This is a genomic window from Roseovarius sp., assembly GCF_027019125.1.
In the GTDB taxonomy this organism is placed as follows: Bacteria; Pseudomonadota; Alphaproteobacteria; order Rhodobacterales; family Rhodobacteraceae; genus Roseovarius.
The window spans coordinates 91833-114183 of the sequence record NZ_JALUXE010000002.1; the positions used below are offsets into that span (position 1 = coordinate 91833).

Here is a 22351-nt window from a genome sequence, read left to right on the forward strand (position 1 = left end):
TCAGGTGTCGCCGCTGTCGGTCTTGACGTCAGCGGCGGCCTCTTTCGAAGCCTTGAGGCGTTTCAGCTTGTCCAGCAGATAGGCGCGCGCCTTGATGTTCGCGCGGCGCACGCGCACTGCGGTCAGAAACGCCTCTTCGGCGGTTTGCGAGGTGGCCCCGAGGATCTTTTGCACATCAGAGATGATCATTTCATCGCCGGTGGCCTCGACGGCCTTGATCACGTCGCGGGCCAGCTCATCGGCCAGATCCTCGGTCACGCCCATGGGGTGCTCCTCAGCGCGTGTTTTCGGTCAGGCGCCGTTTGACATAGGTGCTGACCGAGCCGATCATCGTGTCCATATGCGGCTCTTTGAAGAAGTGATCCGCACCCTCGACCTCTTGATGGGTGATGGTGATGCCGTGCTGTTCATGCAGCTTGTTCACAAGCGCCTTGGTATCGGCGGGCGGGGCTACGCGATCATGGCTGCCGTTGATGATCAGGCCAGAGGCAGGGCAGGGAGCCAGAAAGCTGAAATCATACATATTGGCGGGAGGTGAGACCGAGATAAAGCCCGTGATCTCGGGTCGCCGCATCAAGAGCTGCATGCCGATCCAGGCCCCAAAGGAAAAGCCCGCGACCCAGCAATGCTTGGAATTGTTGTTCATGGACTGCAGATAATCGAGCGCCGAGGCCGCATCGGACAATTCGCCGATGCCCTGATCGTATTCGCCTTGGCTGCGCCCGACTCCGCGGAAATTGAAACGCAGCACGGTAAAGCCCATGTTGTAAAAGGCGTAGTGCAGATTATACACGACCTTGTTGTTCATGGTGCCACCGAATTGCGGATGCGGATGCAACACGATCGCGATGGGCGCGTCTTTTTCCTTTTGCGGGTGGTAGCGGCCTTCGAGCCGGCCTTCGGGGCCGGGAAAGATTACCTCGGGCATGGGTTCCCTGTGTCCTCTTCATGGGTGATTGCAAAATCTTGACGACTTCGCTCGGGCACCTTAGAAATGTTCTAAATTGTGATCCGGGCCAGAATGGCTCAAAGCGAGATAAGCCTTGTATCGCGCAAGGTCAATCTGTTCGCGTGGGGGAAAACCGATGAAACTGAGCACGAAAGGGCGATATGCCATGGTTGCCTTGGTGGATATCGCGCTGCAGCCTGCGGGATCGGTGGTGACACTTGGCGATATTTCGAAGCGGCAGGATATTTCGCTGCCCTATCTCGAACAGCTTTTCGTCAAGCTGCGGCGCGCGGATCTGGTGAAATCGGTACGTGGGCCGGGAGGCGGCTATCGCCTGATGCGCCCTGCGTCGGAAATTCGGGTCACGGATATTCTGGCGGCGGTGGACGAAACGATCGACGCCTTGCACAAGGGGGCCGGGGCCTCTGGTGCAGCCAGCGGATCGCGGGCGCAGTCGATGACCAACCGGCTGTGGGAAGGGCTTAGCGCGCATGTCTATGTCTTCTTGCACCAGACGCGCCTGAGCGATGTTGCTGGCAATTCCCTGGCTCCCTGTCCGGCGGTGCCGCATCTCTTTGCCGTAGTGGATGACGAGTGACAGAAGCGCTGTAGGGGCCACGCCGTTGCAGACTGTTCCTAATTCTCGTGGAAAAGCGGACAAACATGCGGAGAGTGTATCTCGACTATAACGCGACCGCCCCGCTGCGCGCCGAGGCACGCGAGGCCATGCTGGATGCCATGGATCTGATCGGCAACCCATCGAGCGTGCATGCCGAAGGGCGCGCCGCCAAGGGGCTGATCGAACGGGCGCGGGCGCAGGTGGCAGCGGCGCTCGGGGCGGATGGCGCGGATGTGATTTTCACCTCCGGTGCGACCGAAGCGGCGGCTTTGGCCTGTGCCGGGCGCAACCTGCATGGCGCGGCGGTCGAGCATGACGCCGTGGGGGCGTGGATCACGCCCGATCTGCCGGTTGATTCCGACGGGCGGATCTCGGTCAAAGAACCGGCGCACTCTGTTCTGCAATTGGCCAATTCCGAAACCGGAGTGATCCAAGAGCAACCCGAGGGGCTTGCAGTCAGTGATATGACGCAGGCCTTTGGCAAGTTGCCCGTGGCTTTCAACTGGTCCGGCGTCGAGATGGCATTGGTCTCTGCGCACAAGCTTGGTGGACCCAAGGGGGTAGGGGCGCTGGTCATCAAGCGCGGCACCGATCTTGCGGCGCAGATCCGGGGTGGTGGACAGGAGATGGGTCGCCGCGCAGGCACCGAGAATGTGATCGGAATCGCCGGTTTTGGCGCTGCGGCAGAGGCGGCGGCGCGTGATCTGGCCGAGGGCGTTTGGGGCCCCATCGAAAAACTTAGAAACATTCTAGAGAATACCATTGCAGAGTTTTCAAATGAGACTATTTTTGTCGGGAAAGCTGCGCCGCGTTTGCCGAACACCAGTTGTTTCATCACGCCCGGATGGAAGGGTGAAACACAGGTGATGGCGTTGGATCTGGCCGGGTTCGCGATTTCTGCCGGGAGCGCGTGCTCCAGTGGCAAGGTCAAGTCCAGTCGTGTGTTGCGCGCGATGGGATTTGACGAGGCCACGGCGGGATGCGCGATTCGCGTGTCGCTGGGGCCGCAGACGACCGAGGACGACATCTTGCGCTTTGCCGAATGCTGGCTGAAGCGTCTGCAAAAACATCGGGGCCGTTTGGCCTGAGACGCAAGGAGAGGGGAATGGCTGCTGTGGACAAGGTTCAGGTCAAGGACGGGGTAGACCAAGGCACCGTCGAAGCGGTGCGCCAGGTCGGCGAGGCTTATAAATACGGCTGGGACACCGATATCGAGATGGACTATGCGCCGCTCGGCCTGAACGAGGACATCGTGCGCCTGATCTCCTCCAAGAATGAAGAGCCCGAGTGGATGACCGAGTGGAGGCTGGAGGCCTATCGCCGCTGGCTGACCAAGACCGAGCCGGAATGGGCCATGGTGGACTATCCCAAGATCGACTTTCAGGCGCAGTATTACTATGCGCGACCCAAGTCGATGGAGGTCAAGCCCAAGTCACTGGACGAGGTCGATCCCAAGTTGCTCGCGACTTATGAAAAGCTGGGCATCCCGCTGAAAGAGCAGATGATCCTTGCTGGCGTCGAGGGTGCAGAGGATGCCCCCGCCGAAGGCCGCAAGGTCGCGGTTGACGCGGTGTTCGATTCTGTGTCCGTGGGTACCACGTTTCAGGCAGAGTTGCGCCGTGCCGGGGTGATATTCTGCTCGATTTCCGAAGCGATCCGCGAGCACCCTGAGTTGGTCAAGAAATATCTCGGCTCCGTCGTGCCGGTCAGCGACAATTTCTATGCCACGCTGAATTCGGCGGTCTTTTCCGACGGCTCGTTCGTCTATGTGCCGCCCGGTGTGCGTTGCCCGATGGAATTGAGCACCTATTTCCGCATCAATGCCGAGAACACCGGCCAGTTCGAGCGGACGCTCATCATCGCCGACAAGGGGTCGTATGTCAGCTATCTTGAAGGTTGCACGGCGCCCAAGCGCGACACGAGCCAGTTGCATGCCGCAGTGGTCGAGATCATCGTCGAGGAAGATGCCGAGGTGAAGTACTCGACGGTGCAGAATTGGTATCCGGGCGATGAAAACGGCAAGGGCGGGATCTATAATTTCGTGACCAAGCGCGCCGACTGTCGGGGCGACCGGTCCAAGGTGATGTGGACGCAGGTGGAAACCGGCTCGGCCGTCACATGGAAATACCCATCCTGCATTCTGCGTGGCAATGACAGCCAGGGCGAGTTTTACTCCATCGCCATCGCCAACAATTATCAGCAGGCCGATACCGGCACCAAGATGATCCACCTGGGCAAGAATACCCGGTCGCGCATCGTGTCCAAGGGGATCAGCGCGGGCCATGCGCAGAACACCTATCGCGGACTTGTGTCGATGCACCCCAAGGCCAAGAATAGCCGCAATTACACGCAATGCGACAGCCTGCTCATTGGTGACAAATGCGGGGCGCATACGGTGCCTTATATCGAGGTCAAGAACAACTCGAGCCGCGTCGAACATGAGGCCACCACCTCCAAGGTGGATGAGGACCAGATGTTCTATTGCCGCGCCCGTGGCATGGATGAGGAAGAGGCGGTGGCGCTTGTCGTCAACGGGTTCTGCCGCGACGTGCTGCAGGCGCTGCCGATGGAGTTCGCCATGGAAGCACAGCAGCTGGTTGCGATTTCGTTGGAAGGGTCGGTGGGATAAACCTGCCGGCGCTTTGATGACGGAAACTCTCACCATATCGCGCCCGTCGCTGACCTTGCCCGATGCCGAGGCTGCGCATTTGCGCGAGGTCTACGCAATGGCGGGGGTGATTCTCGAATATGGCTCTGGCGGTTCGACCGTTGTTGCCGCCGAAATGCAGGGCAAACGTGTCTTTTCTGTCGAGAGCGATCAGGCCTGGGCCCAGATGATGCGCGGCTGGTTTGCACAGAACCCGCCCGCGGCAGGCACCGAGGTGGACGTGATCTGGTCCGACATCGGGCCGACAAAGGAATGGGGATTTCCCTGCGATGCAAGCGGCTGGAAGACCTATGCACAGTATCCGCTCAAGGTCTGGGATATGGCGGGTTTTGTGCAACCCGATGTGGTATTGGTGGACGGGCGGTTTCGCACCGGCTGTGCCATTGCGGCGGCGTTACGAACGGCGCGGCCGGTTGTCTTGCTTTTCGACGATTACGCACCGCGTAAACACTATCACAAAGTCGAAAAATTTATCGGCGCTCCTCGACGGATGATCGGGCGCATGGCGGAATTCGAGGTCACACCGCAGGTGCTGAATCCTGCGGACCTCTTGACGGTCATAGAGATGATGACGCGGCCCTGAGGCCGCAGACGTATACAAAAGGATCAAGGAAAATGTTGGAAATCAAGAACCTGCACGTCGATCTTGAAGAAGAGGACAAGACCATTCTCAAAGGCGTCAACCTGACCGTTGAGGCGGGGACGGTGCATGCGATCATGGGCCCGAATGGTTCAGGCAAATCCACGTTGTCCTATGTTCTGTCGGGGCGTGATGGCTATACGGTGACGGACGGCAGCGCCACTTTGGCTGGTGTTGACCTTCTTGATATGGAGCCGGAAGAGCGTGCGGCGGCGGGGCTGTTCCTGGCTTTCCAGTATCCGGTTGAAATCCCCGGCGTCGGCAACATGACCTTCTTGCGCACGGCCGTGAACGCCCAGCGCAAGGCGCGTGGTCAAGAGGAAATGAGCGCCGCGGAGTTTCTGAAGGTGGTTCGGGAAAAAGCCAAGACACTCCAGATCGACGCTGACATGCTCAAGCGTCCGGTCAACGTGGGGTTCTCTGGTGGTGAGAAAAAGCGCAATGAAATCCTCCAGATGGCGATGCTGGAGCCGAAGATGTGCATTCTGGACGAAACCGATTCAGGTCTTGACGTGGACGCGATGAAGCTGGTCTCGGATGGGGTGAACGCGCTGCGCGATGAGGGCCGCGCCTTTCTTGTGATCACGCATTACCAGCGCCTGCTTGACCATATCAAGCCGGATGTCGTGCATATCATGTATGATGGGCGCATCATCAAGACCGGCGGGCCCGAGCTTGCGCTTGAGGTGGAGCAGAACGGCTATGCCGATATTCTGGCAGAGGTGGCGTGATGGCGCAGCCGCAAGCAAAGCAGACAACGCTGGAGGCGAGGCTGGGCTCGATGGCCCTGCCAGAGGGCGGATTGTGGGCGAGTGCCGCGCGAGAGGCGGCGCTGACACGTTTGCAGGCCATTGGCCTGCCGGACCGGCGCGATGAATACTGGAAGTTCACGCGCCCCGACAGCCTTGTACAGGCTGAAGCCCCGCACGCGGCGTTGTTTCTCAACGATGATGAGCCTGACAGCTTTGCGGCTGTGGATCGGCTCAAGCTGGTGTTCGTCGATGGTGTGTTCGATGCCGAGGCGAGTGATGATCTGACATTGGAAGGCGTGCGCATCGAGCGCCTCGCCGTGGCAGCCAAGAGCGATATACATTGGGCACGCGACCTCTACGGGGTGCTGGAAGGGCGCGGGCAAACGCCCGTGGCGCGCCCTTTGGCCACGCTCAACACGGCCTATGCAACGGATGGCGTTCTGATCCATGTCACGGGGCGTCCAAGCAAGCCCATCAATCTGGTTTATGTCCATAAATCAGAGATTTCCGACGCGATCTTGCATCACGTGATCAAACTCGATCCCGAGGCCGAGGCAACGATCCTTGAAAACGGCCCAGCTGCCGCGCGGTTCAACAAGGTGATGGAGGTGGACGTGGCGGAAGGCGCGCGGTTCCACCATATCCGCACGCAGGGCCGCGATCACGAACGGCGCGCCGCCACGCACATATTCGCCCGGTTGGGGGCGCAGAGCCTCTTCAAATCCTTCACCCTGACCGCGAACGGGGTAATGACGCGCAACGAATGTGTGATCGAACTGCTGGGCGATGACGCGGTGGCGCATGTGGCGGGGGCCGCCATGGGCGATGGGGACTTCCATCAGGACGACACGGTGTTCGTCACCCATGACGCGCTGCGCTGCGAGAGCCGGCAGGTGTTCAAGAAAGTGCTGCGCAACGGGGCAACGGGCGTGTTTCAGGGCAAGATTCTGGTCAAGCCCGGTGCGCAGAAGACCGATGGCTATCAGATCAGCCAGGCGCTCTTGCTGGATGAGGACAGTCAGTTTCTGGCCAAACCGGAACTGGAAATCTACGCCGATGACGTGGCCTGTTCGCATGGCTCGACCTCGGGGGCGATTGACGAGGACGCGCTCTATTACCTGCGGGCGCGGGGGATTCCCCGGCCGATTGCGACCGACCTTTTGACGATGTCCTTTCTGGCTGAAGCCGTCGAGGAAATCGAGGATGAGGGCCTGCGTGATGACATAAACAGCCAGCTTGCTGCCTGGCTGGAGCGCAGGCGCCGCTGATGCCGGTCACGACCGATCTTGTGGCCACCTATCGCGGTCCGCGCCGGGTGGTGCGGCGCTTGTTGGCCATGGGCCCGCGCGAGGATCGCGCGCTGGTGATGCTCATTGCCGCCTGTGTAGTGGTCTTTGTCGCCCAATGGCCTCGGCTCGCGCGGGAAGCGTATTTGACGGGCCAAGAACTGAACCCGTTGCTGGGGGCCTCGCTCTTGGCGTGGATCTTCATTGCCCCGTTGATCCTGTATGCACTGGCCTTGGTCAGTCACGGTATTGCCCGCGTTCTGCGGGGCAAGGGAACTGCCTTTGGCGCGCGGATCGCACTTTTCTGGGCATTCCTGGCGGCTAGCCCGTTGATCTTGCTACATGGCCTTGTGGCGGGATTCGTCGGACCGGGGGTGGAATTGCAGGCGGTTGGCCTCTTGTGGTTGCTGGTCTTTCTTTGGTTCTGGATGTCCGGATTGATCGAGGCGGAGTGGGGCAAGGCATGACGCAGGCGGAGTTCAAGGCGCTATTGCTGGAAACCCTGTTTCGCCCGCGAGAGGCGGCGCGCGGGTTGATCGCGTTTGGTTTGCCGCAGAAGATTCTGTGGATGGCGCTGGCGCTGATGTCGGTCCTCAACGCGATCGTTTATTCGATATCGCTGCGGCTCGCGCCGCCGATGGACCCGAGCACGCCCACGCTGATGCCGCCGGCGTTTCATTCGCCGCTGCTTTTCACCCTCTTTCTGTTTGGGGCGCTTGCCATCACGGTTTATGCGCTGTTTTGGGTCGGAGGCATGTTGGGCGGCAAGGCGGCGGTGCAGGATGTTCTGGTGCTGATCTGCTGGTTGCAGGTGCTGCGCCTCATCCTGCAAGTTGCGGTCGCGGTGCTGGTCCTGGCACTTCCAACGGTGGCGGCCCTTGTGATCTTTGTGTCCTCGATCTGGGGCATCTATATCCTCACTGGGTTTGTCGATGCCGCGCATCGCTTTGACAATATGCTGAAGTCATTTGGCATTATCATCCTGTCCATCGCCGCCATGGCGGTTGGACTGAGCATTCTGCTAAGCCTGATAGGCGTGGCCGCAATGGGAGGGGCATAAGATGCTCGATGTCGAGAAAATTCGTGCCGATTTCCCGATCCTTGCACGAGAAGTGAACGGTAAGCCTCTGGTTTATCTTGATAATGGGGCCTCGGCGCAAAAGCCACAGGTGGTCATCGACGCGATAACGCAGGCCTATTCGATGGAATATGCAAATGTGCATCGCGGCCTGCATTACCTGAGCAACCTTGCGACCGAGAAATACGAGGCGGTACGCGGTATCGTGGCGCGGTTTCTGGGCGTGGCGGATGAAGATCAGATCATCTTCAACTCCGGCACAACCGAGGGGATCAACATGGTCGCCTATGGTTGGGCCATGCCGCGCATGCAGGCCGGAGATGAGATCATCCTGAGCATCATGGAGCATCACGCCAATATCGTGCCTTGGCATTTCCTGCGGGAACGACAGGGCGTCGCCCTGAAATGGGTCGATGTCGATGCGCGCGGCTATCTCGACCCGCAAAAGGTGATCGACGCGATCACTCCCAAGACCAAGCTGATTGCAATTACGCAGCTTTCCAACGTGTTGGGAACCAAAGTTGATGTAAAGGCGATCTGCGATGCCGCGCGGGCACAGGGGGTGCCTGTCCTGGTGGATGGCTCGCAGGCAGCAGTGCACATGCCGGTCAATCTCGATGAGATGGGCTGTGATTTCTATGCCATCACCGGACACAAGCTTTATGGTCCTTCGGGATCAGGGGCTATCTTTGTCCGCAAGGAACGGATGGCCGAAATGCGCCCCTTCATGGGCGGCGGTGACATGATCCGCGAGGTGACGCGCGACGGCGTGACCTATAACGATCCGCCGATGAAGTTCGAGGCGGGCACACCGGGGATCGTGCAGACGATCGGCCTCGGCGTGGCGCTTGAATACATGATGGGGATCGGCATGGGGTCGATCAGCGCCCATGAAGATGACCTGAGCCGCTATGCGCAAGAGCGATTGGCGGGGCTCAACTGGATCAACGTGCAGGGCACGGCACCGGACAAGGCGGCGATTTTTTCCTTTACGATGCAGGGGGCTGCGCATGCCCACGACATCTCGACCATACTCGACAAGAAGGGCGTGGCCGTGCGGGCTGGGCAGCACTGCACCGGCCCTCTGATGGAGCATCTGGGCGTCAGCGCCACCTGCCGTGCGTCCTTTGCGATGTATAACACCCGTGCCGAGGTGGATGTGCTGATCGAGGCGCTCGAGCTGGCGCATGAGCTTTTTGGCTGATTTTGCGATTGCGGGGCCGTTGTTGCCCCGCTATACCACCGCGCAAGTGGACCCATAGCTCAGCTGGATAGAGCGCTGCCCTCCGAAGGCAGAGGCCAGAGGTTCGAATCCTCTTGGGTCCGCCACTTTTCGTTAGTCTTGGACGAACCGCACCTTTCCGATGTAGGGCAGGTTGCGATTGCGTTGGGCGTAGTCGATGCCGTAGCCCACGACAAATTCGTCCGGAATTTCAAAGCCGATCCAGTCTGCACGAATATCCGCCTCGCGGCGTGAGGGTTTGTCGAGCAACGCGATGGTGCGCAGTTTGTGCGGCCTCCGGCTCTGTAGAAGGTGCAGAACGTGAAAGAGCGTATGGCCAGTGTCGACGATATCCTCGACGACCAGCACGTCACGCCCTTCAATATCGCCGCGCAAGTCCTTGAGAATGCGTACTTCTCGGCTGCTTTCCATGGCGTTACCATAGGAGGAGGTTTCGACGAAATCGACCTCAACCGGCAGATCGAGTTCGCGCACCAGATCCGCGATGAAGATGAATGAGCCGCGTAACAGCCCCACCACCACCAGCTTTTGCGTGCCTGCGAATTCGGCCTCGATCTCATGTGACAGCGCCTCGATTCGCGCGGCGATGCTCTTGGCCGAGATCATTTTATCTATAACATAGGCGTGCTGCGGCATGTGACCCCCTTGAACATCCCGGACCAGTCTAGGAAAAAGCGGCGCACTGTCACGCGGAAACCGGGGGGCGTATGCCAACACATTCTGAGACGCGCGTTTTGCGCTATACGGCCGAGCAGATGTATATGCTCGTGGCAGATGTGGCCAGCTATCCGCAGTTCCTGCCTTGGACGGCGGCAGCACGGGTGCGATCCGTGCGCCCGCAAGAGGATGGCTCGGAAATCATGGAAGCGGATCTTGTGATTAGTTTCAAAGTGTTCCGGGAACGCTTTGGGAGTCGCGTGGTGCTTTGGCCCGAGAAGCGGCGGATCGAAACCGAGTATCTGGAGGGGCCGTTCCACCACATGCGCTCCAACTGGGCGTTCCGCGATGTCGAAGGTGGGTGCGAAGTCAGCTTTGACGTGGATTTTGCGTTCAAGAACAGGTTATTACAATCCGCAGCGGATCTGTTCTTTTACGAGGCGATGAAGCGGATCGTGCGGGCCTTTGAGCAGCGGGCGCAGGAGCTTTATGGGTCCACATGAGGTGCGTGCCCCAAGTCATGCATTCAATGAGATAAAAATCATTTCAAGCGCATGATTTCGAGCGCGCTCACGGACGGCGCTGCGCCCTAACGGTCCAAATTCAACGGTTTCTGTCCGGGTCGGCTGTCCGAGCCGGGCGAGGCCAAAGCAGACGCGCCCCTCGGGCTTATGCTCGGAGCCGCCGGGGCCTGCGATGCCCGTAATCGAAACGGCGATCTGTGCCGCGCTATGCCGCAGCGCGCCGTTAGCCATCTCCTCGGCCACCTGTTCGGACACGGCGCCATGGGTGGTGAGGCTCGACTCTGACACGCCGAGCATTTCTTTTTTCGCGGTATTTGAATAGGTTACAAAGCCACGTTCAACCACGGCAGAGGAGCCGGGAATGTCGGTCAGCGCAGCGGCGACCATGCCGCCCGTGCAGCTCTCGGCAGTGGCGATCATAAGGCCTTTTGCCTGCGCGAGAGCAAGAATTTCCCTTACAATCATAGGCCTAGAACCCCGTGATAGAACCCGGCGGCCAGGAGGACACATATGGCCGCGGCGAGGCCAGCGACGATATCGTCCAGCATGACGCCCAAGGCGTCGTTGCGGCGGTCGGCCCAACCGATGGGGCCAAGCTTGGTTATGTCGAAAAACCGAAAGGCGGCGAAGGAAAAAACAAAGCCAGGCCATAGACTTAGTAGGTCCGCCCCGGCATGGGCTGCCCCGATCGAGACAGGCAGGAAGGCGAGCCATTGACCGGCCACCTCGTCGATGACGATCTCGGACGGATCGTGATTGTCCTTTCCCTTTGTTTCCAGATGAGTAGCCCACCATCCTAATGTAAAGGAGAGAATAATCCCGGCGAAGAGCAGGGCCGGACCGCCCGCAAGATGTAGTGCCCAGGCCACCGGCAGGGCTGCGAGCGATCCCCATGTGCCGGGTGCGGGGCGCATGTGCCCGACATAGAAAAACGTTGTAACCAAATGGCTTAGGCGCATTATTTCACCAATGTCACGACCGCTTGCGCGGCAATGCCTTCCTCTCGTCCGGTGAAGCCAAGACGTTCTGAAGTGGTTGCCTTGACCGAAATGCGGTCAGGGGCGATGCCGGTGATCTGGGACAGGGCGGCCTGCATGGCGGGGGCATGCGGCGTGATTTTGGGGCGCTCGCACACAAGAGTGACGTCTATGTTGTTGATTTTAAAACCAAGTCGGTTTGCAAGATCAACCGCGTGGCGCAGGAAGATATGGCTTTCGGCACCTTTCCATTGCGGGTCACTGGGGGGGAAGTGGCGGCCGATGTCACCTTGCGCCAGACCCCCATATATAGCGTCTGCGAGGGCATGAAGCCCGACATCCGCGTCGGAATGGCCTTGCAACCCGCGATCATGGGGGACGGCGACACCGCAGAGCATGCAGTGGTCACCGGGGCCGAAGCGGTGGACGTCGAAACCTGAGCCGACACGTATATCCATATGATTTCCCAGTATTTTTTCGGCACGCTTGAAATCGTGCGGGTGGGTGATCTTGATGTTGTCCTCGTCGCCGTCGAGGATGGCCACGTCGATCCCGGCGGCGCGGGCGACGGCGACATCGTCGGCGGCGTCGCCCTGATGCGTCCGGTGCGCGGCGAGGATCGTCGCAAAATCAAAGGCTTGCGGGGTCTGGGCGCGGTAGAGCCCGGATCGATCGCGGGTGCCTGTCACGCGATTGTCCGCCCCTGTCCAGAGGGCGTCGGTGACAGGGAGGGCCGGGGCGAGCGCGGGCAAGCCGGTGCTGCGGATCGTGTAAGCTATGGACGCAATGGACGCGGATTTCGTACAGCAGCGCGCAACGTCATGGATCAGCACTTGGTTGGGCGGATCGCTGGCCAGGAATTCGAGCCCGTTTCGAACCGATGCGGCGCGTGTGGCACCGCCGGTCGTGACCATGACCCGGGGGTGCGGTGCGAGGCGGTCGAGGTCGTCGGGATGCAGCACGACAAGAATCGTGTCGATGCCTTCGGCCGCCAGAAAGGCGTCGAGCGTCCAGTCGATGACACGGCGACCCAACAGGGGCTGCCATTGCTTGGGGCAGTCTCCGCCGGCGCGGGTGCCCCGTCCTGCGGCAACGATGAGGGCGGCGGTTGTCATGGCTCTTGATTAGGACGGGTTTTATCCGAGCGCAATGGCTGAGCATCTGCTCAATAATTGAGCATCCGGACCGATAGCGACTGTTAATTGGGCCTGTGATCATTGTTTGGAGCGGGGTTCACGGGTAGAACCGGCGATATGCACAAGGATTAGGCAGGGATATGCTCAGGATCGCGGACAAGGCTTTGGCGACACCGGTTCTCTTGGCGCCAATGGCGGGAATCACCGACCTGCCGTTTCGCAACGTCGTGGCGGGGTTTGGCGCGGGGCTCGTGGTGAGCGAGATGGTCGCGAGCCAGGAGATGGTTCAGGCCAAACCCTCGGCACGCGGCAAGGCGGAACTGGGCCTTGGGGCAGAGAATACGGCCGTGCAATTGGCGGGCTGCGATGCGCAGTGGATGGCAGAGGCGGCGCGGGTGGTTGCGGGCCAGGGCGCGCGGATCATCGACATCAACATGGGCTGTCCGGCCAAGCGGGTGGTCAGCGGCACCGGGGCAGGGGCCTCTGGCTCTGCCTTGATGCGCGACCCGGATCATGCCTTGCGGCTGATCGAGGCGGTTGTGGGCGCGGTCGATGTACCGGTGACGGTGAAAATGCGCCTTGGCTGGGATCACGACAGTTTGAACGCGGCGGATATCGCGCGGCGGGCCGAGGCGGCGGGCGTGGCGATGGTCACGGTACATGGGCGCACGCGCTGTCAGTTTTACACCGGGTCGGCGGATTGGGCGGCGATTTCGGAGATTGTGGCGGCTGTCCATGTTCCGGTCATTGCCAATGGCGACATTACCGATGTGGCCACGGCGCGCCGGGCGGCGGCGCTATCGGGGGCGGCCGGGGTGATGATTGGCCGGGGCGCGCGCGGGCGGCCTTGGGTGCTGGCGGAAGTGGCGGCGGCGATGGGCCGGGGCGCGGCCCCGCAGGTGCCGCAAGGCGCGGCATTGGCCGACCTGGTGGCCGGGCATTACGAGGCGATGCTGGGCTTTTACGGGCGCGATCTGGGGCTGCGCGTCGCGCGCAAGCATCTGGGCTGGTATATGGATGCGGCGGGCACGGGCGAGAGCCTGCGGCGCGCGGTCCTGACGGCAAGCGCGCCGGCGGCGGTTCTGGAGCGGTTGCCCGATGCCATGGCCGGGGGCGTGCGGATTGCGCGGGCCGCAGCATGAGCACGGAGGATGCGATCTGGACCTCGCTTCCGGTGCCTGCAATCCTGATTGATCCGGAGGACCGGATCGCCGGGATCAACCCGGCGGCGGAAGGGTTCATGATGTCATCGTCGCGGGCGCTGATGGGGCAACCGGTGTGGGACAAGCTGGCGGTCAACGCGCCGCTGGAGGAGGCATTCGAGCGGGCGCGGGCCAATGACGCGCCGCTCTTTGTCAACGATGTGGACGTGGGCACGGGCGAGCGCGCGCCGATGCAGTGCAATTTGCAGGTGGCGCCGCTGACGGGCCGTGCGGGGCATATGATCATGCTGATCAGCCCGCGCGAGTTGGCCGGGCGCATGGTGCAGAACAGCAATGTGAAATCGGCGGCGAAATCGGCGATCGGCATGGCGGAAATGCTGGCGCATGAGATCAAGAACCCGCTGGCGGGCATCACCGGCGCGGCGCAGCTCTTGTCGATGACATTGGGGCCGGAGGATCTGGAACTGACGGATTTGATCGTGAGCGAGAGTCGCCGGATCGTGAGCCTGCTGGAACGGGTCGAGCAATTCGGCAATATCAGCGCGCCGGACATGCGCCCGGTGAATGTGCATGACGTGCTGGACCGGGCGCGACGGTCGGCGATGCTGGGCTTTGCCGCGCATATGGCGCTGGTCGAGGATTACGATCCGTCGCTGCCGCTCGCGCTTGGCGATAGTGACCAGTTGTTGCAGGTCGTGCTGAACCTCTTGAAGAACGCGGCCGAGGCGGCGCGGGGCAGGCCCGGCACGATCCGGCTGCATACCTATTACGAACAGTCGCTCCGGGTGCGGCGCGGCGAGGGGCAGGGCAAGGCGCTGCCCTTGCAGATCGAGATCATCGATGATGGTCCCGGCCTGCCGCCCGAGATTGCCGATCAGGTGTTCGATCCCTTTGTTTCGGGGCGCGAGAATGGGACGGGGTTGGGATTGGCCTTGGCGGCCAAGATCATCTCGGACCATGACGGATGGATTTCGGTCAATTCCGTGCCGGGGCGCACGGTGTTTCGGATTTCGCTGCAACGCGCAGCGGACGCAACCAAGGAGGCTTGAGGATGGATGGCACGGTATTGGTCGCCGATGACGACCGCACGATCCGCACGGTTCTGACACAGGCGCTGACACGGGCGGGGTGCCGGGTGCATGCCACCTCGAGCCTGACCACGCTGATGCGGTGGGTGGGCGAGGGCAAGGGCGATGTGGTCATCTCGGATGTGATGATGCCGGATGGCAATGGCCTTGAGATGTTGCCCAAGATCGCGCAGGACCGGCCCGGATTGCCGGTGATCGTGATTTCGGCGCAGAACACGATCATGACGGCGATCAAGGCCGCCGAGGCGGAGGCCTATGATTACCTGCCCAAGCCCTTTGACCTGCCGGATCTGATGAAGCGGACGGCACGGGCGTTGGAGAGCCGGGCACGGCGGCCCATCCGCGAGGTCGAGGTGGAGCGGCCCGAGGAATTGCCGCTGATCGGGCGCACGGCGGCGATGCAGGCGCTATACCGGGTGGTGGCGCGGATCATGAACACCGACCTGCCGGTGATGATCTGTGGCGAGTCGGGCACGGGCAAGTCGCTGATTGCCAAGGCGATCCATGATTTCTCGGACCGGCGCACGCTGCCGTTTGTCACGGTGACGCCGGGGGATCTGCGCGAGTTGGACGGGCCGTCGCGGATCATGGCGCGGGTCAAGGGCGGCACGATCGTTCTGGATGAGGTGACGGACCTGCCGCTTGAGGCGCAGGGCCGGGTGGTGCGGATGATGGACGCGCCGGGCGATCATGTGCCGCGCTTCATGGCCACGAGCCGGGTGCCGCCGGGGCAGGCTCTGGAAGAGGGCACGTTGCGCGAGGATCTCTATTACCGGCTGAGCGGGGCGGTGATCGACGTGCCGAGCCTGCGCGCGCGGGTCGAGGATATTCCGCTGTTGGCGGAGCATTTTCTGGGGCGCGACGAGCGGGATGGACAGCCGGCGCGGCATTTGTCGGAGCAGGCGGCGGAACTGATGCGCGCCTATAGCTGGCCGGGCAATGTGCGGCAGTTGGAAAACGCGGTGCGGCGAATCGGGCTGACCGCGATGGCCGAGGAAATCAGCCGCGCCGAGGTGGAGGCGGTGCTGGGCAATCAGCCGCGCGCCGAGCCGGTGATGCGCGAAGGGCGGGGCGAGAGCCTAACCGCGTCGGTTGCGGGGCATTTGCGGCGGTATTTCGATCTGCACGGCGATGCCTTGCCGCCACCGGGGCTGTATACGCGCGTTCTGCGGGAAATCGAGTTGCCGTTGATCGAAATCGCGCTGGACGCCACGGCGGGCAATCAGGCGAAATGTGCCGATCTGCTTGGCATCAATCGCAATACCTTGCGCAAGAAGATCACCGATCTGGATATTAACGTGACACGCCGCCGCAAGTTGATGTAAAACTGCAACAGGACTGTTGCCAAACGGGGGCGCTTGCCCTCGGACGGTCCATATGTTGCGGGGAGGCTGGTGCAGCCCCACGAGGGAATGGGGGGTGTGCGTGGCAACGCAGACACGCGGGTTCAGAGGCAGGCGGTTGTCGTGGGAGGGTGTAAGCCGCCTGCGCCGGTTGCAGCGTCTGCAGAACGGAGCCACCCTGGGCCTTGTGTTGTTGGGGCCGGTGCTTGCGCTTGCGACCTATCTGATGATGGGGCCGCTCGATCAGGGGGCCACGTCGAACGGGCTGCGGCTCGTTCTGCTGTGCGACATGGTGTACGTGCTGATGGTGGCCGGGCTGGTCATGCAGCGCGTGGCGCGGATGGTGGCGGCACGGCGCTCGCGCTCGGCGGGGTCGCGGCTTCACCTGCGGTTGACGGGGGTTTTTGCGCTGATGGCGCTGTTGCCCACGATCACGGTGGCGGTGTTTGCGACATTATCGGTGAATATGGGCCTAGAGGCGTGGTTTTCCGAGCGTGTGGGCCGGGTGGTCGACAGTTCCGTGGCCGCAGCGCAGGCCTATGAGGAAGAACATCGCCGCGATCTGGAGACCGATATTCGCGTGCTGGCGCGGGTGATCAATGCCACCAAACACGCCGCTGTCTTCATGACCGATGGCGATATTCGTCAGGTTCTGTCCTCGGGGCAGCGGGAAATCCAGCGCGGTTTGCGCGAGGCCTTCGTGATTGATGGCACGGGCGAGATCCGGGCGCGCGGCGAACGGTCCTATCTCTTTGATTACGAGCGCCCGACCCCAGCGCAGATCGCGCAGGCGCAGGCCGAAGGCGTCATGGTGATCCGCGATTGGGAGAATAACGAATTTCGCGCGCTGATGCCGCTGGAGGCCTTTCCCGACAGGCTTCTCTATGTCAGCCGGACGGTGGACGGGGCGATCCTGAACCTGCTGGATGATACCAAGGAGACCGCGAATTTCTACAAGCAACGCGAGAGCGAGCGCGGGCGGGTTCTGTTTGAATTCGGGCTGCTCTATCTCGGGTTCGCCGTGATCCTGATTCTGGCCGCGATCTGGCTGGGCATGTGGTTTGCCGAGCGTCTGTCGCAGCCGGTGGGGCGGCTGACGTCAGCGGCGCAGCGCGTGGGCGAGGGCGATCTGGACACGCAGGTCCGCGAGGAAGAGGGCGACGACGAGATTGCCCAGCTCAGCACCTATTTCAACCAGATGACCCGCCAGTTGAAGGGGCAGCGCGAGGCGCTCTTGACCAATACGCAACAGATCGAACGGCGGCGGCGGTTGTTCGATTCCGTGCTCGGGTCGGTGTCATCCGGCGTGGTGGGGCTGGATGCGGAGGGGCGCGTGACCTTTGTCAATCGCGCCGCCGAGAGGCTGCTGGACTGGTCGGAGGATCAGCAATCGCTGGCGTTGAATGTGGCGGTGCCGGAATTCGGCGCGCTGTTCGATCGGCTGCGCACGGTGCCGGGCGGGTTCGTGCAAGAGGAAATCAAGGTGATGCGCGGCGCGCGGCAGGAGAATCTGTTGGTGCGCATGTCGACCCGGATCACCGAGGAGGGCAAGCGCGAGGGCTATGTGGTGGCCTTTGACGATGTGACCGACCTGGTGAGCGCGCAGCGTATGGCGGCCTGGGGCGATGTGGCGCGGCGGATTGCGCATGAGATCAAGAATCCGCTCACGCCCATTCAATTGAGCGCCGAGCGGATCAAGCGCAAGTTCGCGCGGCAATTGCCGACCGAAGAGGCCCAGAGCCTGGAGCAACTGACCGATGTGGTGGTGCGCCAGACCAATGACTTGCGGCGGATCGTGGACGAGTTTTCCAAATTCGCGCGGATGCCCGAACCGGTGACGCAGCAAGAAAGCCTGAGCGAGGTGTTGCGCGGCGTCGTGCTGTTGCAGGAAAGCGGGCAGCCGGGGGTGGTGTTCGATCTGCGCCTGGATGCGGCGCCGCTGCGCGCCGATATTGACGCCGCGATGATCGGGCAAGCCTTGACGAACCTCGTGAAGAACGCCGGAGAAGCGATTGAAACGCTTCAGGAAAAGGGCGCGCCCGAGGGGCACCGCCCGATGATCCGGATCGAAAGCGCGATTGAGGACGACCGGGCCGTGATCCGCATTTCCGACAACGGCATCGGATTGCCGCAGGACCGGGCGCGGCTCTTTGAGCCCTATGTGACGACGCGCGACAAGGGCACGGGGCTAGGCCTGCCCATTGTGAAGAAGATCATCGAAGAGCATGGCGGGACGCTGGTGCTCGAGGATGCGGAACCGTTCGAGGCGGGGGCACATGCCGGGGCGATGGCCGTGGTCAGCCTGCCGCTGCTGATGCAAGATGCTGTAGAGGCCGAGCTGGCCGGTTGAGGGACCGATGAGTGATATTCTGATTGTTGATGACGAGCGTGATATTCGGGAACTGATTTCCGATATTCTCGAGGACGAAGGCTATTCCACCCGCCGGGCGGGCAATTCCGACGAGGCGATGGCGGCAATTGAGGCGGAGCAACCGGGCCTCTTGATCCTCGATATCTGGCTCAAGGACAGCCACATGGACGGGATCGACATTCTCAAGACCGTCAAGCGGGATTACCCCGATGTGCCTGTCGTGATCATCTCGGGCCATGGCAATATCGAGATCGCGGTCGCGGCGATCAAGCAGGGGGCTTATGACTTTATCGAAAAGCCCTTCAATATTGATCAGTTGATGGTGGTGATCCGGCGCGGCATGGAAACCAGCCGGTTGCGGCGGGAAAATCAGGTGCTGAAGCGGCGGGAAACCGCGCCGTCGGAGATGCTGGGCGAAGCCTCGGCGTTTCGCGCGTTAATGGGGCAGCTGGACAAGGTCACGAAATCGAACGGCCGCGTGATGCTGTCTGGCCCGGCGGGATCGGGCAAGGAATTGGCGGCGCGCTACATTCACGCCAATTCGGCGCGCGCCTCGGCGCCATTCGTGACGGTGGGCTGTGCCACGATCGCGCCGGAGCGGATGGAGGAGGTGCTCTTTGGCCGCGAATCCGAAGAGGGCGGCGTGGTGCCGGGTCTCTTGGAGGAGGCCAATGGCGGGGTGATCTATTTCGACGAGGTCGCCGACATGCCGATGGGGACGCAATCGAAGATCCTGCGCGTGCTGGTGGACCAGACATTCCTGCGGGTGGGCGGCAGCACCAAGATTCAGGTGGATCTGCGGGTGATCTCTTCGACCAGCCGGGATCTGGAGGAAGAGATCGCCGCCGAGCGATTCCGGCGGGAGTTGTTTCACCGGCTTAACGTGGTGCCGATTGCGGTGCCCAGTCTGGAAGAGCGGCGCGAGGATATTCCGGCATTGGCCGAGCATTTCATCGCCATGTTCCATCGCACGCAGGGGCTTGCGCTGCGCCCGTTGAGCGAGGAGGCGGCGGCGCTGTTGCAGACGATGCGCTGGCCGGGGAATGTGCGCCAGTTGCGCAATGTGATCGAGCGGGTGTTGATCCTGGGCGAGGGTCAGGGCCCGATTGCCGCCCGCGAATTGCCGAGCGAGAGCAGCGGGCCGGCCGATGAGGGGCGCGTCGTGCTGTCGGGGGCGATTGCCACGATGCCGCTGCGCGAGGCGCGTGAAGCGTTCGAGCGCGAGTATCTGCTGACCCAGATCAACCGCTTTGGCGGCAATATCAGCCGGACGGCGGAATTCGTCGGCATGGAGCGCAGCGCCCTGCATCGCAAGCTGAAATCGCTGGGGATCGTGACCGGCGCCAAGGGATCCGGGCGCGGGGACGAGGACGAGGACGCGCAGGCGCTTGGATAGGATGTTCCGCGAGTCGTGACTTTTGTGGAAAACTGTTCGGATCTCGGCGCTTTCGGAGTATGATGATCGGGGTGGTCGCGTCTGCTTGGGCGATGGGTCTTATTCGCTCAAGAGAATGTGATTGGCGGTCAGGCGTCTTGTTGTTCGGCTGGTCGCGGCCTAGGTTCCGGGTCAGGAAAACAAGGGGATACCACGATGTTTGACAGGATCAGAAAACTGGGTCTGGCGGCGGCGCTGATTGTGTCGCCGATGGCTGCGATGGCACAACTGGGGCCGCTCACGGACCCCGAAGGTGTGATCGCGGCGCAAGCCACGCAAGAGGCGATCGTTCTGGATATTCGCACCGGGGCCGCCTATGAGACCGGGCATATTCCAGGCTCGATTCCGGCCCCCTATGGGCTGTTCCGGGGACCGGCGGAAAATCCTGGACAAGTGGTGCCCGAGGACAAGATGACCGAGGTCCTGCGCGGTCTTGGCGTCACGGCGGGGCGTCCCATCGTGGTCGTGCATCAGGGCAGCGACCAGACCGATTTTGGCGCGGCGGCGCGGGTCTACTGGACGCTGAAATCCAGCGGCCTGACCGATCTTGCGATTCTCAACGGCGGCATGAACGCCTGGGAAAAGGCAGGCAAGCCAGTGGCCAAGGGGGCGGCAGAGGCCATCACTCCGAGCGAGATCACCGTCAGCTATGATCCGACATGGACGGCCACGCGCGAGGATGTGAAGGCGATCATCGACGGCAAGGACAGCGCCGAGCTGATCGACGCGCGCCCCGAAGCGTTCTGGAAGGGTGAGACCAAACATGCCGCAGCGGCACAGCCCGGCACCCTGCCGCAGTCGCGCTATTTCACCCATGACCGCTGGTTCGGGCAGGATGAACCGACGCTGATCAAGCCGGACCTGATCCGCGAACTGGCGGCTGCCAACGGGTTCGAGCAAGGCGACCGGCTGGTGTCGTTCTGCAACACCGGGCATTGGGCCGCGACCAACTGGTTCGCGCTGAGCGAGGTAGCGGGCATCGAAGGGGTGCGGATGTATCCCGAATCTATGGTCGGCTGGTCGAATGCGGGCTATGACATGGCCAATGTGCCGGGTCTGTTCCAAAACCTGCTGAACAAGATCACCGGCAAGTACTAAGCCGAACAGGAGCCCTTTGTGAGCCAAGCTGCCTCTGCCGCGATCCCGTCCTCACCCGGCGCTGCGGCGCGTTCCTTGGCCTTGGTCGCGGTGGCGGCGGTGGTGCTGGCGGTGGCCCTCCTTGCGGGGCCCCGCTATGGGCTTTTGCTGCTGATCGGGCTTGGCTTTGGTCTGGCGCTTGAGGGGTTCCGCTTTGGCTTTACCGGGCCGTGGCGACGGATGATCCTGGAGCGGGATGCGTCTGGGCTGCTGGCGCAGCTCATTTGCATCGCGATTGTTGCCAGTGTCGCCTTTCCTCTCTTGGCGGCCAATGGGGCCGAGTTGAAGGGGGCACATGCCCCCATTGGCGTGGCGATGATCGGCGGCGCCTTTGTCTTTGGCGCGGCGATGCAGATCGTTCTGGGCTGTGGGTCGGGCACGCTGGTCAATGCCGGAAGCGGCAACGCGATCGGCGCGGTGGCCTTGCCGTTCTTTGCCATCGGCAGCTTTGCCGGGGCCTATCACCTGACATGGTGGACCAATCTGGGCAGCTTGCCGGTCATGGTCTTGTCGGGCGGGCAGGGGTTGGCGATCACGCTGATCGGATTGGCGGCGGTTGCCGGTCTGGCCCTGATGTTGGGCAAGCGCGGTTCTCACCGGCTGCCTGCGCGGTATTGGGGGGCGATTCTGGCGCTTGCGGCATTGGCGATCCTGCATCTGATCGTGGCTGGCCAGCCTTGGGGCGTGGTATACGGTCTGGGCCTCTGGGTGGCCAAGGTTGTGGTGGGACTGGGCGGCGATCTGTCCGGATCTGCCTTTTGGTCGGCACCGGGCAATCAGGCGCAGCTCGCGGCGAGCGTGTTGACGGATGTGACCTCGCTCACCGATTTCGGGCTGATCGGGGGGGCGGCGCTGATGGCGTGGTGGCGGGCGGGTCTTGCCTCGCCCATCGGGGTATTGCCGGTGCGGGGCTGGGTCGCGGTGATCATCGCGGGGCTGGTGCTGGGCTATAGTTCGCGGCTGGCCTTCGGCTGCAACATCGGCGCGTTTTTCAGCGGGATCGGCACCGGATCGGCGCATGGCTGGGTCTGGTTTGTCGCGGCCTTTGCCGGATCCTGGGTGGGCGTGCGGTTGCGGCCCTGGCTGGGCCTAGAGGCGCGCAAATGATCCGGGCGCATGTGACGGTTGCTGTGTTGCTGCTGGTGGCGGGGGTGGTCGCGTTCGACGTGGGCGCGGTGGCCAAGCCGCTCAACCCCTATACCGCGCCACCGATGCTGGCGCTTGGTTCTGGCATGGCGGCCGCGGGGGCGCATTGCGCCGCCCCGCCGCCAAAATAAGCCCTCAG

Annotated in this window: 24 protein-coding genes and 1 tRNA gene; 19 read left to right on the forward strand and 6 right to left on the reverse strand. The window is 62.2% G+C overall.

From position 1 onward, the window contains the following. Complete coding sequence (locus MVC20_RS00635; protein ID WP_297537455.1) at positions 1 to 264, reverse strand: hypothetical protein; 264 nt, start codon at positions 262 to 264, stop codon at positions 1 to 3. 10 nt (positions 265 to 274) lie between these two features. Next, complete coding sequence (locus MVC20_RS00640) at positions 275 to 928, reverse strand: alpha/beta hydrolase (protein WP_297537457.1); 654 nt, start codon at positions 926 to 928, stop codon at positions 275 to 277. Positions 929 to 1085: 157 nt separating this feature from the next. Between MVC20_RS00640 and MVC20_RS00645 the strand changes: the two genes are divergently transcribed. The 10 genes from MVC20_RS00645 (at position 1086) to MVC20_RS00690 (ending at position 9321) form a co-directional block, all read left to right on the forward strand. Next, positions 1086 to 1547, forward strand: a complete 462-nt coding sequence (locus MVC20_RS00645; protein WP_297537459.1) for an Rrf2 family transcriptional regulator — start codon at positions 1086 to 1088, stop codon at positions 1545 to 1547. A 65-nt stretch (positions 1548 to 1612) separates the two neighbouring features. Next, positions 1613 to 2656 (forward strand): aminotransferase class V-fold PLP-dependent enzyme, encoded by a 1044-nt coding sequence (locus MVC20_RS00650; RefSeq protein WP_297537461.1) that lies wholly within the window; start codon positions 1613 to 1615, stop codon positions 2654 to 2656. Between the two features lie 17 nt (positions 2657 to 2673). Beyond that, positions 2674 to 4197 (forward strand): Fe-S cluster assembly protein SufB, encoded by a 1524-nt coding sequence (sufB, locus tag MVC20_RS00655; RefSeq protein ID WP_297537463.1) that lies wholly within the window; start codon positions 2674 to 2676, stop codon positions 4195 to 4197. A gap of 16 nt (positions 4198 to 4213) precedes the next feature. Then, on the forward strand, positions 4214 to 4819 hold the full coding sequence (locus tag MVC20_RS00660) for a hypothetical protein (protein ID WP_297537465.1): 606 nt from the start codon (positions 4214 to 4216) through the stop codon (positions 4817 to 4819). Between the two features lie 32 nt (positions 4820 to 4851). After that, entirely contained in the window at positions 4852 to 5607 is a 756-nt protein-coding gene (gene sufC, locus MVC20_RS00665; protein WP_297537467.1) for a Fe-S cluster assembly ATPase SufC, read from the forward strand. After that, a complete protein-coding gene (locus MVC20_RS00670) occupies positions 5607 to 6896 on the forward strand; it encodes a SufD family Fe-S cluster assembly protein (protein ID WP_297537469.1) in 1290 nt (429 codons plus the stop codon). Before sufC ends, MVC20_RS00670 begins: the two co-directional genes overlap by 1 nt. Further along, positions 6896 to 7381: a YIP1 family protein gene (locus tag MVC20_RS00675; RefSeq protein ID WP_297537471.1), complete on the forward strand. Its 486-nt coding sequence runs from the start codon at positions 6896 to 6898 to the stop codon at positions 7379 to 7381. The genes MVC20_RS00670 and MVC20_RS00675 overlap by 1 nt, the downstream gene beginning before the upstream one ends. Further along, the gene (locus tag MVC20_RS00680; protein WP_297537473.1) at positions 7378 to 7974 is read left to right on the forward strand and encodes a Yip1 family protein; all 597 of its coding nucleotides are present in this window, start codon (positions 7378 to 7380) and stop codon (positions 7972 to 7974) included. Before MVC20_RS00675 ends, MVC20_RS00680 begins: the two co-directional genes overlap by 4 nt. 1 nt (position 7975) lies before the next feature. Next, positions 7976 to 9196: a cysteine desulfurase gene (locus tag MVC20_RS00685; RefSeq protein WP_297537475.1), complete on the forward strand. Its 1221-nt coding sequence runs from the start codon at positions 7976 to 7978 to the stop codon at positions 9194 to 9196. A gap of 48 nt (positions 9197 to 9244) precedes the next feature. Beyond that, a tRNA-Arg gene (locus tag MVC20_RS00690) sits at positions 9245 to 9321 on the forward strand. Positions 9322 to 9328: 7 nt separating this feature from the next. Here MVC20_RS00690 and hpt read toward each other — a convergent pair. Then, the gene (gene hpt, locus MVC20_RS00695) at positions 9329 to 9871 is read right to left on the reverse strand and encodes a hypoxanthine phosphoribosyltransferase (protein ID WP_296631566.1); all 543 of its coding nucleotides are present in this window, start codon (positions 9869 to 9871) and stop codon (positions 9329 to 9331) included. A gap of 71 nt (positions 9872 to 9942) precedes the next feature. On the opposite strand from hpt, the gene MVC20_RS00700 reads away from it, so the two are divergent. Continuing rightward, the gene (locus tag MVC20_RS00700) at positions 9943 to 10395 is read left to right on the forward strand and encodes a type II toxin-antitoxin system RatA family toxin (protein ID WP_297537477.1); all 453 of its coding nucleotides are present in this window, start codon (positions 9943 to 9945) and stop codon (positions 10393 to 10395) included. A 15-nt stretch (positions 10396 to 10410) separates the two neighbouring features. On the opposite strand, the gene MVC20_RS00705 is transcribed toward MVC20_RS00700, so the two are convergent. Genes MVC20_RS00705 through MVC20_RS00715 form a run of 3 tightly spaced genes read right to left on the reverse strand, consistent with a single transcriptional unit; the run spans position 10411 to position 12508 of the window. Then, positions 10411 to 10881, reverse strand: coding sequence for a CinA family protein (locus tag MVC20_RS00705; RefSeq protein ID WP_297537479.1), 471 nt, complete (start codon positions 10879 to 10881; stop codon positions 10411 to 10413). Continuing rightward, positions 10878 to 11375, reverse strand: a complete 498-nt coding sequence (locus MVC20_RS00710; protein WP_297537481.1) for a phosphatidylglycerophosphatase A — start codon at positions 11373 to 11375, stop codon at positions 10878 to 10880. The genes MVC20_RS00705 and MVC20_RS00710 overlap by 4 nt, the downstream gene beginning before the upstream one ends. Further along, on the reverse strand, positions 11375 to 12508 hold the full coding sequence (locus MVC20_RS00715; RefSeq protein WP_297537483.1) for a bifunctional 2-C-methyl-D-erythritol 4-phosphate cytidylyltransferase/2-C-methyl-D-erythritol 2,4-cyclodiphosphate synthase: 1134 nt from the start codon (positions 12506 to 12508) through the stop codon (positions 11375 to 11377). Before MVC20_RS00715 ends, MVC20_RS00710 begins: the two co-directional genes overlap by 1 nt. Positions 12509 to 12669: 161 nt before the next feature. Between MVC20_RS00715 and dusB the strand changes: the two genes are divergently transcribed. From dusB to MVC20_RS00755, 8 genes are all read left to right on the forward strand, one after another. Further along, entirely contained in the window at positions 12670 to 13671 is a 1002-nt protein-coding gene (gene dusB, locus MVC20_RS00720) for a tRNA dihydrouridine synthase DusB (protein ID WP_297537485.1), read from the forward strand. After that, on the forward strand, positions 13668 to 14741 hold the full coding sequence (locus MVC20_RS00725; RefSeq protein ID WP_297537487.1) for an ATP-binding protein: 1074 nt from the start codon (positions 13668 to 13670) through the stop codon (positions 14739 to 14741). Before dusB ends, MVC20_RS00725 begins: the two co-directional genes overlap by 4 nt. Positions 14742 to 14743: 2 nt before the next feature. After that, positions 14744 to 16105 (forward strand): sigma-54-dependent Fis family transcriptional regulator, encoded by a 1362-nt coding sequence (locus MVC20_RS00730; protein WP_037271714.1) that lies wholly within the window; start codon positions 14744 to 14746, stop codon positions 16103 to 16105. 100 nt (positions 16106 to 16205) lie between these two features. Then, positions 16206 to 18473: a PAS domain-containing sensor histidine kinase gene (locus MVC20_RS00735; RefSeq protein ID WP_297537490.1), complete on the forward strand. Its 2268-nt coding sequence runs from the start codon at positions 16206 to 16208 to the stop codon at positions 18471 to 18473. Between the two features lie 7 nt (positions 18474 to 18480). Then, on the forward strand, positions 18481 to 19890 hold the full coding sequence (locus MVC20_RS00740; protein ID WP_297537492.1) for a sigma-54 dependent transcriptional regulator: 1410 nt from the start codon (positions 18481 to 18483) through the stop codon (positions 19888 to 19890). 195 nt (positions 19891 to 20085) lie between these two features. Continuing rightward, positions 20086 to 21027 carry a rhodanese-like domain-containing protein gene (locus tag MVC20_RS00745; RefSeq protein WP_297537494.1) on the forward strand — a complete coding sequence of 314 codons (942 nt, stop codon included), beginning with the start codon at positions 20086 to 20088 and terminating at the stop codon, positions 21025 to 21027. 42 nt (positions 21028 to 21069) lie between these two features. Then, the gene (locus MVC20_RS00750; RefSeq protein WP_297538075.1) at positions 21070 to 22173 is read left to right on the forward strand and encodes a YeeE/YedE family protein; all 1104 of its coding nucleotides are present in this window, start codon (positions 21070 to 21072) and stop codon (positions 22171 to 22173) included. Further along, positions 22170 to 22343, forward strand: coding sequence for a hypothetical protein (locus tag MVC20_RS00755; RefSeq protein ID WP_297537496.1), 174 nt, complete (start codon positions 22170 to 22172; stop codon positions 22341 to 22343). Before MVC20_RS00750 ends, MVC20_RS00755 begins: the two co-directional genes overlap by 4 nt. Positions 22344 to 22351 lie beyond the last annotated feature (8 nt).